Source organism: Rhodococcus sp. NPDC057014, from assembly GCF_042673295.1.
In the GTDB taxonomy this organism is placed as follows: domain Bacteria; phylum Actinomycetota; class Actinomycetes; order Mycobacteriales; family Mycobacteriaceae; genus Rhodococcus_F.
Map to the genome: position 1 here is coordinate 1 of NZ_JBHUSF010000240.1, position 14,361 is coordinate 14,361.

At 64.8% G+C, this 14,361-nt stretch carries 10 protein-coding genes and 1 pseudogene; 7 read left to right on the forward strand and 4 right to left on the reverse strand.

The window, feature by feature from the left end; all coding sequences use genetic code 11:
* From ACFTZB_RS32965 to ACFTZB_RS32975, 3 genes and pseudogenes are all read left to right on the forward strand, one after another.
* Positions 1 to 117: pseudogene (locus tag ACFTZB_RS32965) on the forward strand (IclR family transcriptional regulator); the annotation flags it as partial.
* Positions 118 to 216: 99 nt separating this feature from the next.
* The gene (locus ACFTZB_RS32970) at positions 217 to 1,179 is read left to right on the forward strand and encodes a PDR/VanB family oxidoreductase (RefSeq protein WP_378438092.1); all 963 of its coding nucleotides are present in this window, start codon (positions 217 to 219) and stop codon (positions 1,177 to 1,179) included.
* Between the two features lie 19 nt (positions 1,180 to 1,198).
* Positions 1,199 to 2,404: a cytochrome P450 gene (locus ACFTZB_RS32975; protein WP_378438094.1), complete on the forward strand. Its 1,206-nt coding sequence runs from the start codon at positions 1,199 to 1,201 to the stop codon at positions 2,402 to 2,404.
* A gap of 694 nt (positions 2,405 to 3,098) precedes the next feature.
* Here ACFTZB_RS32975 and ACFTZB_RS32980 read toward each other — a convergent pair.
* From ACFTZB_RS32980 to ACFTZB_RS32995, 4 genes are all read right to left on the reverse strand, one after another.
* Positions 3,099 to 4,265: an acyl-CoA dehydrogenase family protein gene (locus ACFTZB_RS32980; RefSeq protein ID WP_378438097.1), complete on the reverse strand. Its 1,167-nt coding sequence runs from the start codon at positions 4,263 to 4,265 to the stop codon at positions 3,099 to 3,101.
* Between the two features lie 285 nt (positions 4,266 to 4,550).
* Positions 4,551 to 6,146, reverse strand: a complete 1,596-nt coding sequence (locus ACFTZB_RS32985) for a succinic semialdehyde dehydrogenase (protein WP_378438099.1) — start codon at positions 6,144 to 6,146, stop codon at positions 4,551 to 4,553.
* A gap of 35 nt (positions 6,147 to 6,181) precedes the next feature.
* Complete coding sequence (locus ACFTZB_RS32990; protein WP_378438101.1) at positions 6,182 to 7,459, reverse strand: cytochrome P450; 1,278 nt, start codon at positions 7,457 to 7,459, stop codon at positions 6,182 to 6,184.
* A 14-nt stretch (positions 7,460 to 7,473) separates the two neighbouring features.
* Positions 7,474 to 8,922, reverse strand: a complete 1,449-nt coding sequence (locus ACFTZB_RS32995) for an aldehyde dehydrogenase (RefSeq protein ID WP_378438103.1) — start codon at positions 8,920 to 8,922, stop codon at positions 7,474 to 7,476.
* A gap of 126 nt (positions 8,923 to 9,048) precedes the next feature.
* On the opposite strand from ACFTZB_RS32995, the gene ACFTZB_RS33000 reads away from it, so the two are divergent.
* From ACFTZB_RS33000 to ACFTZB_RS33015, 4 genes are all read left to right on the forward strand, one after another.
* On the forward strand, positions 9,049 to 9,609 hold the full coding sequence (locus tag ACFTZB_RS33000) for a TetR/AcrR family transcriptional regulator (protein ID WP_378438105.1): 561 nt from the start codon (positions 9,049 to 9,051) through the stop codon (positions 9,607 to 9,609).
* Between the two features lie 683 nt (positions 9,610 to 10,292).
* Entirely contained in the window at positions 10,293 to 11,444 is a 1,152-nt protein-coding gene (locus ACFTZB_RS33005) for an acyl-CoA dehydrogenase family protein (RefSeq protein ID WP_378438108.1), read from the forward strand.
* A 537-nt stretch (positions 11,445 to 11,981) separates the two neighbouring features.
* Entirely contained in the window at positions 11,982 to 13,193 is a 1,212-nt protein-coding gene (locus tag ACFTZB_RS33010) for a CaiB/BaiF CoA transferase family protein (protein WP_378438110.1), read from the forward strand.
* Between the two features lie 7 nt (positions 13,194 to 13,200).
* A complete protein-coding gene (locus ACFTZB_RS33015; RefSeq protein WP_378438112.1) occupies positions 13,201 to 14,292 on the forward strand; it encodes an NAD(P)-dependent alcohol dehydrogenase in 1,092 nt (363 codons plus the stop codon).
* Positions 14,293 to 14,361 lie beyond the last annotated feature (69 nt).

The following is a 14,361-nucleotide window of genomic DNA, read 5'->3' on the forward strand; positions in this document are numbered from 1 at the left end:
GCACTCGCACTGACCGTGCCCAACGACGACAACGCCTATGCGCAAATCCCCGCACTGCTTGCGGCCGCCCGTGGGATCTCGCGCACCGTCCGCGCATCACTTGCCCCGACGGAGTGATCGGCTGCGCATTTTCACTCTCATTGATTGATATTCCACTAGAGCGTGATTGGGCGCACACGGGACTCTGGATCGACGAAAGATCAAGGAGTTATCGCAATGTCACCATCCTCTGCCTTCGCAGATTCTGCTCTCCGAGTCGTCGCCAAAGAGCCTGCGGCGAACGGTGTCGTCTCGTTGACGTTGACCCATCCGCAGGGTCGACGACTGCCGGACTGGACACCGGGTGCGCACATCGACCTGGTGCTGCCCAATGGGGAAACCCGCCAGTACTCGCTGTGCGGTGATCGATGGGACGCCTACCGGTATCGGATAGGAATTCTTCGTGAACCGGCAAGCCGAGGTGGTTCGGCCTACATCCACAACGAGCTCGACGTGGGGGACACCATCGGCGTCGGTGGACCGCGCAACAATTTCCCGCTCGCGCCCGCACCGAGGTACCTGTTCATCGCCGGCGGCATCGGCATCACGCCCCTGATCCCCATGATCGCGCAGGCCGACCTGATGGGTCTCGATTGGCAGCTGCTGTACGGCGGCCGGACCCGTTCGTCGATGGCCTTTCTCGACGAACTCGCGACCTACCGAGATCGCGTCACGATAGCACCGAGCGACGAGTTCGGGCTGCTGGACCTGCGAACATGGCTGACCAGCGCCGAGGCAAACCCGACCAAGGTATATGTCTGCGGGCCAGGTGCCCTGCTCAGCTCGGTCGAAGAGCTGTGCATCGGCTGGCGACCAGGAAAGCTCCGGACGGAGCGGTTCCTACCGAAGCAACAAGGAGCCCCGGTGCGCAGCACCGCGTTCCACGTCGAACTGGCCAGGACCGGCCTCACGGTGACGGTGAACCCGGAAACAAGCATCCTCGACGCCGTCCGGACCGCGGGCGTCAACGTACTGTCCTCCTGCCGCGAGGGAACCTGCGGAACCTGTGAGACAGCGGTCCTCTCGGGCACCCCGGATCATCGCGATTCGATCCTCAACGACGACGAACGCACCGCGGACGACTGCATGTTCATCTGCGTCTCCCGATCCCGCACCGACCACCTGGTCCTCGACCTCTAGACACGAAAGGAACGCTGCCGTGACCACCACCGCCGCACTCGACATTCCGGTGAGCCAAGCCGACCCATTCGCGCTGGACGTGCTCGAGAATCCGCTGCCGCTCCAAGAAGACCTGCGCGAGGCAGGGCCGGTGGTCTACCTCGAACGCTACGGGGTCTACGCAATGGGCCGCTACGAGCAGGTCCACGCCGCGCTGACCAACTGGCAAGGATTCCAATCCGCCGCGGGCGTCGGACTGAGCAACTTTCGCTACGAAAAGCCCTGGCGACCACCGAGTGTTCTGCTCGAGGCCGACCCTCCACACCACGATGCACCGCGGTTGGTGCTCAGCCGAATCCTCGGCCCCCGCGCCCTGCAGAAGCTGCGGTCCTCCTGGCTCACCGATGCCGACGCGCTCGTTGACCAGGTGCTCGCGGGTGGGACGACATTCGATGCCGCAGCAGACCTGGCCGCGGCCTTTCCGCTCCGCGTGTTTCCCGACGCCGTCGGACTCCCCGACGCCGGAAGGGAGAACCTCCTCCCGTACGGCGACCACACCTTCAACGCGTTCGGACCCACAAACAGTCTGGTCCAACGAGGAGCCGGCCGAATCGGTGAATTGATGGACTGGATCAACGCCCAGTGCGCCCGCGACGTGCTGACCGACGACGGGTTCGGCGCCCAGATCTGGGCTGCCGCGGACCGCGGCGACATCACCTACGAGCAAGCACCGCTCATCGTGCGATCACTGCTTACCGCCGGCATCGACACCACCGTCAACGGCCTGGCCGCGGTGCTCTTCGCCTTCGCCACCCACCCCGATCAGTGGCAGGCCGTGCGCACGAACCCCGCCCTGGCCCGCACCGCGTTCGACGAGGCCGTGCGCTGGGAATCGCCGGTGCAGACGTTCTTCCGCACGGCAACGCAGGACATCGAGATCGGCCGCACTGTCATTCCGGACGGTGAGAAGATCCTCATGTTTCTCGGTGCCGCCAATCGCGATCCGCGCCGGTGGGAGAATCCCGGTCGGTTCGACCTGCAGCGAGATCCCTCCGCCCACGTCGGATTCGGCATGGGACTCCACCAATGTGTCGGTCAACATGTTGCCCGACTCGAATCCGAGGCACTGCTGACAGCACTCGCCGCCCGCGTCGACACGATCGAGATCACCGGCCCAGTCCACAGGCACCTCAACAACACACTGAGGTCATGGAAGTCTATTCCGGTCGAGGTCACGCTGAGCTAGCGCGGAAGACGCCGAACGCGCAGATCACCACTTCCCGCAGCGGCGATCGACCTCTACTTCGTCCACGGACATCTTCGGCCAATCCTGCCACTTCCTCGTCTTACCCACGAGTGGATACGAACGCGGCACGTTCGGCCGGACCGCGTGGTTCGCAGCCAAGCTCGGCACCGCTGAGATCGGCGAGGTCGTCGACCCCGTCTCTGCTGGCGCATCACCGTTTCGCGACGATTGTCGGTACCCATGGTTGTGTCAACGCCCTCACGAGATACGCCGGCGAGGAGCCCGACGAACTGATCTCGCACCGGCAGGCCGCGAACCGTCACGGCAGAAAGCTCGGGCGTCGATTGGCGGCGCGATCGCCGGACCCCTCGCCGACCGCTACAGCCGCAACCTGATCGTCGTCGGTCCTCGGGCCGCCGACGGGAAGCCAACGGGAGAGCGAAGTCGACCATTGCCGAAGATTCGGCGTCCAACTCCGGTTAGTCAGCACTCCAGGAAAGGCGCGCACCTTGACTGGTGCCTCGCGCCCTGCTGTGTGAAACCCGCTGTATCAACCTCACCCTTCTGTGGTACCACTGACTTCTACGGTGATTTACGAACTCTCGCGGCCCAGATCGACCCTGCCAGCGTCGCAGTTCTAGAGCTTGTCGACTCCGGTGCGTCGGACGTACATGGAGTCGATCGTTGGCGGACTTCAGCTGCGCCTATCGACCGAACTGAAGAGGTCGCGCTGGATGATTTCCTTCATGATTTCGTTGGTGCCGCCGTAGATTCGCTGTACTCGTGCATCGATGAAGGCCTTTGCAATCGGATACTCCATCATGTAGCCGTAGCCGCCATGCAGCTGGAGTCCCGCATCGATGACGTCCCATTGCAGTTCGGTAGCAGCGAGCTTGGCCTTGGCGGCGTCGGTGGGTGAGAGTTCTCCATGGGAGTGCTGGATGACGGCACGGTCGAGGAAGGCGCGGACCATATCGATCCGTGTCGCGAGGTCGGCCAGGACGAAGCCGGTGTTCTGGAATTCGGAGATCGACTTCCCGAACGCTTTGCGTTCGGTCACGTAGGACACGGTCCACTGCAGCGCCGCTTCGGCGGACATCTGCGCAGCGAGCGCGATACCGAGCCGCTCGAGCGAAAGGCTGTCCATCAAGTAGTGCAGCCCGGCACCGATCTCACCCAGGACATTCTCCTGGGGAACTCGAACGTTGTCGAAAACCAGTTCGGCGGTGTCCTGGGCGGCCAGACCGACCTTGTGCAGTTGCCGGCCTCGGTGGAATCCGGGCATGCCGTCCTCCACCACCATCAGGCTGAGCGCACCATGTCCATCGCTGCTGGCGGTGCGCACGACGACGATCACCAGGTCCGCGAGGACGCCACTCGTGATGAAGGTCTTGCTGCCGTTTACCACCCAGGCGTCGCCGTCTTGGACGGCGGTGGTCTTGATGCCGCGCAGATCGCTCCCGGTTCCGGGTTCGGTCATCGCGATTGCTCCGATCGTCTCCCCGGTCGTGAAACCCGGCAACCATCGTCGCTGCTGATCGGGAGTGCCTTGGCGCAGGATGTAGTTCGCGACGATGTCGTCGTTGGTGGAGAATCCGGACTGCAAGGCTGCGGCACCGACGCGGGCCAACTCCGAGATGACGACGACCCGGAAGCGGTAGTCGGTGACCCCGCTGCCGCCGTACTCCTCAGGGATCGACAACCCCAACAGTCCTAATTTCCCAGCGACCAACCATGTTTCGCGGTCGATCGATCTCTGTTCCTCCCATCGTTCGAGATTCGGGACAACTTCGTTCTCCACGAAACGGCGGACTGTCTGGCGATACGCCTCGTGATCGACCTCGAAAAGATCGCTCTTCACACTGACTCCTCGATCGGTATTGCACTGCAGATGAATGGGAAAGGTTTCGGGGCTCCCGTGAGGAGCCGAAAATCGGCAAAGAGTTCTTGCCGATTGGGTCGCTTCCACCGCACCGGTGCTGTCGCCAATTTGATCGACAGCATCGGCGCCGCGGTGCCCCGGGTTCGGGCGAGAAACGTGTCCACCGGTGGGAGCACGGCTGACCTCTGCGCACCCGCAGGACTGTGGTCGTTCATCCTGCAGAAGCAACGGATCCGCGTCGCAGACGCGGGACGGACGACGTTCCTACTTGATTCGGAACATCTTCATCAGCCGGTACGTCCAGGCGAGGATGGTTGCGTTCTGCTCGGTGCTCACTCCTGCCGGGGGGTCGAATCCCACGACGTGCTGGCTCGCGATGGTCTGCAGCTCGGTGTACTCGAGGATGCCGTGTTCGCCGTGCCGACGGCCCTGACCGGAGGCTTTCATCCCGCCCATCGGTGCGTCGTTGGAGGCGTAGGCAGAGCCGTAGCCCTCGTTGATGTTGACGGTTCCGCAACGGATCTGCTCGGCGGCACGGCGGCCGCGGGCCGTGCTGGAGGTCCAGACGCTGGCGTTGAGGCCGAACTCGGTGTCGTTCGCGAGGCGGACAGCCTCGTCATCACTGGCGACCCGGTACAGGGAGACCACCGGCCCGAAGGTCTCGTTGGCGTACACCTCCATCTCGGGGGTGACGTCCTCGAGGATGGTCGGTTCGTAGAAGTAGGGGCCGAGGTCGGGACGCGGGCGTCCGCCTGCGAGCACGGTGGCCCCATGATCGCGGGCATCGGCGACGTGCCGTTCGACGTTGTCGAACTGTCGTTGCGAGGTCAAAGTGCCGATGTCGTAGTCGAACGCGGCGCCCTTCCCGAGTTTGAGTGCTTGGGTCTGCGCGACGAGCTTCGGGACGAATTCGTCGTAGATGGTGCCGGCGATGTACAGGCGTTCGGTCGACAGGCAGAGCTGCCCGGCGGTGGAGAAACACGCCCGAGCTGCTCCCTTGGCGGCCTTGTCGAGATCGGCGTCGTCGAGCACCAGCATGGGGTTCTTGCCGCCGAGTTCGAGTGTGCAACCGATGAGTCGGCGCGCGGCAGCCTCCGCGATCTTGCGGCCTGCGCCGGTCGAACCGGTGAAGCAGATGTGGTCGGCGTGGTCGATGATTGGCTGTCCGACCGTTGCCGGCTCGCCGACGACGATCTGCCACAGTGCGGGGTCCAGGCCGGCTTCGACGAGGAGCTCCCGCGCGCGTAGTGCGGTCAGCGCGGTCTGTGTGTCCGGCTTGTGGACCACGGCGTTACCGGCGAGGAGCGCGGGGATGATGTCGCAGACCCCCAGCGACAGGGGGTAGTTCCACGGCGAGATGATGCCCACCACGCCCTTGGGCTGTCGCAGTTCGCGGGTTTGTGTTGCGAGGGGGATCGCTCCGGCTCGTTTGCGGGGGGCGAGGAACTTCGATGCGTGTCTGCCGTAATAGAGCGCCAGTCCCGCGACATCGAGGGTCTCTTCGAATGCGCTGTTGCGGGACTTGCCGGTCTCGGCCTGGACGATGTCGATGAGGCCTTCGTTGGCGAGGACGAGGTCGTGTAGCCGCAGGAAGGGTTTGGCCCGCTCACGTGGTGCTGTGGCAGCCCAGGCGCGTTGGTTGGTGCGGGCGGCGGTGAACGCGGCAGCCACGTCGTCGACGGTCGAGGTACGGAAGGTCGCCAGTTGTTGTCCGGTTGCCGGTGCAGCTGTTGACGCTTCCGGTCCGCTATCGGGGAGGGTGCCGATCAGCCGGGAGATGATCTCAGGTGCGATCGCGGTGCTCGGGGTGCTCGAAGCAGCCGATGTGGTGCTGTGAATTTTGTCGGTGCGTGCTGTCATGTTCTCTACCAATCATCACGAAGTGTGTAGGAATCTCACGACTGTTCGGGTGTGAACTGAATGGGCATCGACTTCACGCCATGGATGAAGTTGCCCTCGAGCATGACGGGGTCGCCCGCCCGGAAATCGGGAATTCGTGTGAGCAGTTCGCGGAACAGTGCCCGCAGCTGACTCTTGGCGACCTGATTGCCGAGGCAGAAGTGGTTTCCGCCGCCGCCGAAGCCGACGTGCGGGTTCGGCGACCGTGACAGGTCGAAGGCCTCGGGGTTGTGGAAGACCGCGGTGTCCCAGTTTCCGGAGGGATAGAACATGACCACCTTCTCGCCGGCCTTGATGGGCTGACCGGCCAGTTCGGTGTCTTCGATGGCGGTGCGCCGGAAGGTCATCACCGGTGAGGCCCAGCGCACGAACTCTTCGATCGCGCTGTTGATACGGCCGTCGTAGTCCTCCATGAGCCAGGCCCGCTGGTCAGGAAAATCGGTCAACGCCTTCACCGCGTGTGTGGCGGTCTGCCGCGTCGTGTCGGTGCCGGCGACGCACAACAGGGTGAAGAAGGACGATATTTCGATGTCGTTGAGTCGTTCACCGTCGACCTCGGCATTGACGAGCGCGCTGATCAGATCGTCCCGGGGCTCGGCTCGGCGCTGCGCTGCGAGTGTGCGGGCAAGTTTGGTGAGATACCAGCCGACCTCGGCGAGCGCGGGCCCTCTTTCGCGGCCGCCCCGTACTTCGGGGTCGTTCCATCCTGTGATGACCTCGGCGGCGTGTGCCACCTTCTCCTGCTCGTCGCGGTCGATGCCGATCATGTCGCAGACGGTCCGCATCGGTAGTTTGGCGGCGACCTCACTGACGAACTCGGTGTCGCCCCTCGCGGCGATGGCATCGACGAGTTCGGCGGCGTTGCGTTTGATCTGGTCCTCGATTCGTTTGACCTGCCGCGGCGTGAAGGCGGCACTGATCAGCTTGCGAATCTTGGTGTGGTCGGGCGGGTCCATCGCGAGGATCGACTGCGAGCCGCGTAGCACGTCCGGCGGAAGGTTCTCGAACTGCACCCCCAGGCCGGAGATGAAGACCTCACTGCGGCGACTGACGTCGACGATGTCGGCGTGCCGCATCACCGCCCAGTATCCCGGGTCGTCAGGCTCCGGTAACCACGAGTCCTCCACCGGTGGTTGCCAACTGACGGGACTGTGGGCGCGGAGTTGGGCGAACGAGACTTCCCGTTCGGTGGCGGACTTCGCCCAGAACACCTTGGAAGACAGGTCGATCTCGTGGTACGGGCGGATTGCGGCGTCGGTAGGTGCAGCGGTCATCAGGTTCTCCAAGGTCAAGCGGGCAGGTAGACGGACTTGAGTTGCTGGTACGGATGCAGGCCCTCGGGGCCGAGTTCCCGCCCGAGGCCGCTCGACTTGACGCCACCGAACGGTGCCCCGTGGTCGAGGGTGAACCCGTTGACGCCGACGGCACCGGCCTGGACGCGTCGGGCAACGGCCAGCCCCCGGTCGGGATCGGCGGTCCACACCGTGCCACCGAGACCGTAGACGGAATCGTTGGCGATCCGGACGGCTTCGTCTTCGTCGCGGTAGCGGATGATGCTCAGCACCGGGCCGAAAATCTCTTCCTGCGCAATGGTCGACTTGTTCTCGACGTCGGCGAAGATCGTCGGTTCGACGAACCAGCCGCGGTCGAGATCCGCCGGCCGTCGGCCGCCGGTGGTGATGCGTGCTCCTTCGCTCTTTCCCTGGGCGATGTGCGCCTCGATGTTGTGGCGTTGATGTGCGGTGGCGACCGGGCCGATCTGGGTCTTGGGGTCGAGGGCGTCACCGACACGCAGCGCCGCGGCCATTGCGGTAAAGGCGTCGACGACCTCGTCGTAGCGGTTGTCGGGGGCGAGGATGCGGGTGCTGATGAAGCAGGTTTGGCCGTTGTTGAGCAGAGTCGAGGCGAACATCGATTTCATGCTCCGATGGAGGTCGACGTCGTCGAGGATGATTCCCGCGGACTTGCCGCCGAGTTCGAGGGTCACCGGCTTGAGCAGGCGCCCACACTGTTCGGCGATGGTGCGCCCGGCGTCGGTGGAGCCGGTGAAGGCCACCTTGTCGACTCCAGGGTGGTGGATCAAATGCGTTCCGACCGTGCGGCCGCCGCCGGTGACGACGTTGATCACACCGGCTGGTAGGTCGGCCTCTTCGACGGCGTCGGCGAGAAGAAACGCATCGAGGACGGTCTCGGACGAGGGTTTGATGACGACCGTGCATCCCGCGGCCAGGGCGGGGGCGAGTTTGAAGAAGGTCAACGACTGCGGGAAGTTCCACGGGACGATGGCGGCGACCACGCCGAGTGGTTCCTTGCGGACCGCGGTCGTGCCGGAGACCAGCGAGGGCCGGTGCACTTCGACAGCGGTGTCGCGGATCAGTCCGGAGTAATACCGCAGCAGTGTCGCGGGCATGACTGCCTCGGTCTGCTTGCTGATGCTCGAGGGCATGCCGTTCTGGCTGCTGACCCGAATGGCAATGGCACCGCTGTATTTGTCGATGGCCGTCGCCAAGCGCAGCAGTGCGTCCGCGCGTTGGTCGGGGGACCAGTTGGACCAGCCGGTCGGATCGTCGAATGCGCGGCGGGCCGCGGCGACAGCAGCGTCGGCGTCGGCCTCGTTGCCCTTCGGGACGGATCCGATCACCTCTTCGGTGCTGGCCGAGACGACCTGGAGTGTGTCCGGAGATGCCGGACGGACCCATTCGCCCCCGATGAAGAGCCTGTCATAGAAACACCACATGTCCGTACCATAGCGCATGTTATGGAGATGGGGAAGGACTGTGGGAGGCTCTTCGGCGAGGGTCGACAATCTCGATACGATAGACTGTGTTATTGAGGGGTAGGCGACCAACGATCGGGACGGGCCATGTCACGGATAGTCACCCGCGAGCAGTACTTCGAGTCGGCTCTCGCGGCACTCGCGGAGCTGGGCTTCACGGGTCTGAACATCGGGATGATGTGCAAGAAACTCGGTGTGACCAGTGGCTCGTTCTATCACCACTTCGGTAGCTGGCAGGGTTTCGTCGACGAATTGCTGACCTACTGGGAGAACCGTCAGGTGGTGATCCTGCGCGACGTCGAATTCGGCTCCGGCCCACCAGAAGGGGACATCGAGTCCCTACGCCGACTCACCCTCGGACTGAACCACGAAGCCGAAGCCGCGATCAGGGCCTGGGCCGCCAACGACGAATCGGTCCGAGAAGTCCGCAACCGGGTGGACGAGGCCCGACGAAAGACGGTGCACAAGGCGGTGCTTCGCGTGGTCGGTGACCGGGCTGTCGCCAAGGTGGTGACCTCCCTCGGGATGTCCATGTTGGTGGGCTACCAGCAGGTGGCCGGTGACGGTGGGTACGCCCCTCTCGACAAGTTGCTCGACGAGTATGTGAAGCTCATCTATTCGCATGTCGGCGTTCCCCAGCGAGCCTGAGGTCTGACCGCGCGGGGCGCCGTCCGGCCGGTGGCGGACCGCCGGGAGCGGTTGGTCCAGGCCTTGGCCGGAGGTAGTCTCCCAATCGAGGCGCCCTCACCTGCTTCATCGGCCGTGGTTTGTCTGCCGGTCCGGAATTGCCGCCCCGGTTCGGCGCGCCGGCGCAACCTTCGAACGGTATCCGCAGGCACCCATCCCGGGCTGGCACTGAGGCTTCGTGGGGATCCAAATGCTCTCGCTGCCGGGGCATGTGACGTGTTCGGTGCTGGAAGGTTCGGAGGCATGCCGGTGGCGCCGACCTGCGCGAGCGACCCTGGGCTTCGGTCGCGGATTCATTCTGCGGCTAGGCACCATAGAAGATGTTATGTTTCTGGGCGGGTTGTGCGTGGGACGGTGAGCATTGCTGCCGCCAGCCGCCGCATCCCCTTCGGCACTGCCGGGTGGCTGGTTCCCGCTGCCGGACAACTGGCGGCGAGGGCGAGCGCGGATCTCGGCACCCCGAGGTGATCGAGGGCGGAGCGGCAGGTGAGTATCAGCTCGACGCTCTTCTCTGGTTCCGGAACGTAGGCCGCTGGCGACGGATGTTCTCCCGAACACCCGGGGTTCCCTTGTCAATAGACCCGCGAACCACCGAAAGCTTGCCGCGGCTGTTCAACCTTCCTCCGACGTTAGGAGTTTCCGTCATGCTCGATACCGACCTTTGCGACATCCTCACCGTCCTGCGCGATTTCGTGCGCAAGGAAGCCGTCCCGCTCGAGCAGGAGGTCGAGGAAAGCGATTCTGTTCCCGTCTCACTCACCGAGAAGATGAAGGACCTCGGCCTCTACGGTTACGGGCTTCCGGAAGAGTACGGCGGAATGGGGATGACCGTCCTTCAACAGTCGCGCGTCATGGCTGAGCTCTCCTGGAGTTCGGCGGTCCAGGGACATACCACCAATAACGGCTTGGCAGGCGCCGTCATTCGGGAAGGCGGCACCGAGCGGCAGCGCAAGGAATGGCTGCCGCAGATGGCTGCCGGAGAGATAATTGCCTCGTTCGCGCTCACTGAGCCTACAGCGGGCTCTGATCCGTCGACGATGCTCACTACCGCCCACCGTGACAGCGACGGCTGGCTTATCCACGGGATCAAGACGTTCATCACCTATGCCCCCCACGCCGATCTCTTCCTGGTGTTCGCGCGCACGAACCCCGAGGTCCCCGGTAAACGCGGGATATCGGGTTTCCTCGTTCCCACGGATACTCCCGGTGTGACGGTGGGACCCCCCGACCAGAAGATGGGACTGCGCGGCTCACCGACGGCGGATGTCTACCTGGACCAGGTTCGAGTGCCTGCGGATGCTTTGGTTGGCGGCGAACGGGGCCTCGATCGCGGGTTCGTGATCGCCGCGAAGTGCCTGGCACTGGGCCGGTTGATGATCGCGGCATCCTCGGTCGGCATGGCCACCCGGCTCGTTCACGAGCTCACTGAATACGCCCAGACGCGGGAGCAGGGCGGAGGGCCGATCGGTCGGTTCCAACTCGTGCAGGGCCTGGTCGCAGATGCAGTCACCGATCTCCATGCGGGACGAGCGCTGTTGGAGTCGGTGGCGGCGGCCTACGACGCCGGCGCCGACACCGTGCGCGGCCCTTCTGTAGCCAAGTACTTCTGCTCCGAGATGCTCGGCAGGGTGGCCGACCGTGCGGTGCAGATCCACGGTGGTGCCGGCTACATGCGAGGCACCACGGTCGAGCGGCTCTACCGGGATGCCAGAGTCGCACGGATCTACGACGGGACCAGCCAAGTTCTCCAAGTACTGATCGCTCGCGACGTCCTGGGCGAGGCTGCTCGCGCCTGACCAGTGAGCGGGAAGTGCCCCGTAACAGGCAGATGGGTGCCGCTGATCTGGTCGTGATTGCTGACCGAGCGGTGGGTCCTGCGCGCCGTGCTTCCGTCCGGTTCGCGCAGGATCGGATCCTGAGACGAGGGTGCTCCTTCCGAAATACCTTCAATTCGGCTCGGGCGCATGATGCTCACGTGCCGGCCAGTTTCGGCGCCAACGGCCTCGTGGTCGCAGTGGCGTCACTCTCCTCGACTCCGACGCTATGACCGTGCCGTCTGTCGTGGCCGGTGCGGCGGCTTCGTTTGGCGTAACCCTGCGGTGGTGTCGTCCTGAAATGTCCTGTCGATGCGGGAGACGCGCCAGTGAGAGGACTCGATGGATCGTGGTGTGAACGAGGTCGGGCTCACTCTCGGCACGGCCGGCCGGCCGTCGTCCGGGCGGCGTCGACCTTCGCGGAAGCGAGCCTGGACTTCAACCATAAATCTGGTTATGGTGACAACAACATAGAGCATGTTATGCAACTCGTGACTCTTGCCCAGAAAGGTGCACATGATGCCAAGCAGCGACACCCCGCGGCCACTCGACGGCTACCGGGTGCTGGACTTCACGCAGAACGTTGCCGGACCGCTGGCCGGGCAGGTGATGGCAGACCTCGGCGCCGAGGTGATCAAGATCGAAGCGCCAGGAGGCGAATCTGCCCGCCGCATCGTCTCCGTCGTTCCCGGCCGCAAACCATTGGCGACCTACTTTCTGCCGAACAATCGCGGAAAGAAGTCGGTGATGGTCGATCTGCGGTCCGACGAAGGCCGTGAGCACGTACTCCGCCTCGCGGACAGCGCCGACGTGGTGCTCGAGGCGTTTCGCCCCGGCGTGATGGAGAAGATGGGGTTGGGGCCGGAGACATTGCAGGGGCGCAACCCGTCGCTGGTCTACGCCCGACTGTCGGCCTACGGCGGCAACGGTGTCAACAGCAGCCGGCCCGGCCTCGACCTGATGGTGCAGGCCGAGGCCGGAATGACCACCGGGCTACGGACAGCGGAGGGCGGACCGCAGATCATTCCGTTCCAGCTCGTCGACGGCGCCACCGGACACGTCTTCGCTCAGGCCGTTCTCGCCGCACTGCTGAATCGGGAACGTCACGGTGTCGCCGATGTCGTCAAGGTCGCGATGTACGACGTCGCGGTGAGTCTGCAGGCGAACCAGCTCACCCTCCATCTGAACAAGGACCCCAACGCCTCGTCGAAGTCCGCCAAGCCCGCTCCCGCCCTTGGTCCGGATGGCAAGCGGCGCAAGCAAGTCGCGTTCGCGACCCAACCCTCCGATGCGTTCAAGGCCGCAGACGGCCACCTTGTGATCAGCGCCTACGTCCCCAAGCACTGGGCTCTGCTGTGTGAGGTGATCGGCCGACCCGATCTGACCGAGGACGAACGCTTCGCCGACCAAAAACTGCGCGCCATCAACTACTACGAACTCAAGGATGAGTTGGAGTCGGCGCTGGCCGAACGAACGGCTGCGCAGTGGGTGGACGCACTGCACGAGAAGGGGCTGATGGCCACGCTCGCCTACAACTGGAAGCAGGTGGTGCACACCCCCCTGTTCGCCGAGAACGAACTCGCCGTCACCGTCGGGGAGGGGGAGAACGCGCAGGTGGTCGTCCGTACGCCCGCGCGGTTCGACAGCTTCACCCCCGCAGCGGTCGGCGTGCCGCCCTTCCCGGGGGAGCACAACGACGAGTTCCTCGGCGCCTCGGCCGTGGCGAACTGAGCCCGCTGTGAAAACTACTGCGGCAGTGCTCCGTTCGGCCGACAATCCGTACTCGATCGAAGAGTTGACCCTCGATCCGCCCGGACCCGACGACGTCGCGGTGCGGATCGCGGGCGTCGGTCTCTGTCATACCGATCTGCTGCCCCGAGCCCAACCGGGGATGCCGTTGCCGCTGGTACCGGGTCACGAAGGATCCGGGGTCGTCGAAGCGGTGGGATCCCACGTGCAGGGTCTCGCGGTTGGTGACCATGTGGTGTTGTCGTTCGATTCGTGCCGCACCTGCGACAACTGCCGCCGGGCCCGTCCGGCATATTGCGACACCTTCTTTCCCCGCAACATGTCCGGTCGCAACGCCGACGGATCCACCAACGCGCGCGACGCCGACGGAGCACCGGTATCCGCCCGCTGGTTCGGACAGTCGTCCTTCGCCACCCGGGCTGTGGTCGACTACCGCAACGCCGTCCAGGTCGACCCGGCGCTGCCGCTGGAGCTGCTGGGCCCGCTCGGGTGCGGCTTTCAGACCGGGGCCGGTGCCGTGCTGAACTCTCTCGGTATCGAGGTCGGTGCCAGCATCGTCGTCTTCGGCGCCGGCGCCGTGGGTCTGGCCTCGGTGATGGCGGCGCGGGTGGCCGGAGCGGCGACCATCGTCGCGGTCGATCTCAACCGAGATCGATTGGAGTTGGCCCGCGACCTGGGGGCCACACACGCCGTCGATGGCGGCGCCGATGACGTCACCCGCCAGATTCGCCGCACGGTGCGGGGCGGCGCCGACTACGCACTGGACACGACCGGGGCGCCACGGGCGATCGCGACCGCCATCGACACACTCCGGCCGTCCGGGGTGTGCGGGCTGATCGGCGCGCCCGCCGGTGACTTGCGAATCAGCGCCACAGCGCTGTGCACCGGACGAACCGTGAAGGGCATCGTCGAAGGCGACGCGATCCCACATCTGTTCATTCCCCGTTTGATCTCGCTCTGGCAGGACAGCAAGTTCCCGTTCGACCGTCTGATCGAGAAGTTCGCCCTCGACGACATCGACGCCGCCGAGCGGGCCGCGCTCGACGGCAAGGTGGTCAAGCCGATTCTGTTGCCGCAGTAGCTGCCACACCGACGTCGGCAGGTCTCGGGCAGTCCTTGCCGACCCGGTCGTGGATGACGGGACAGGGAC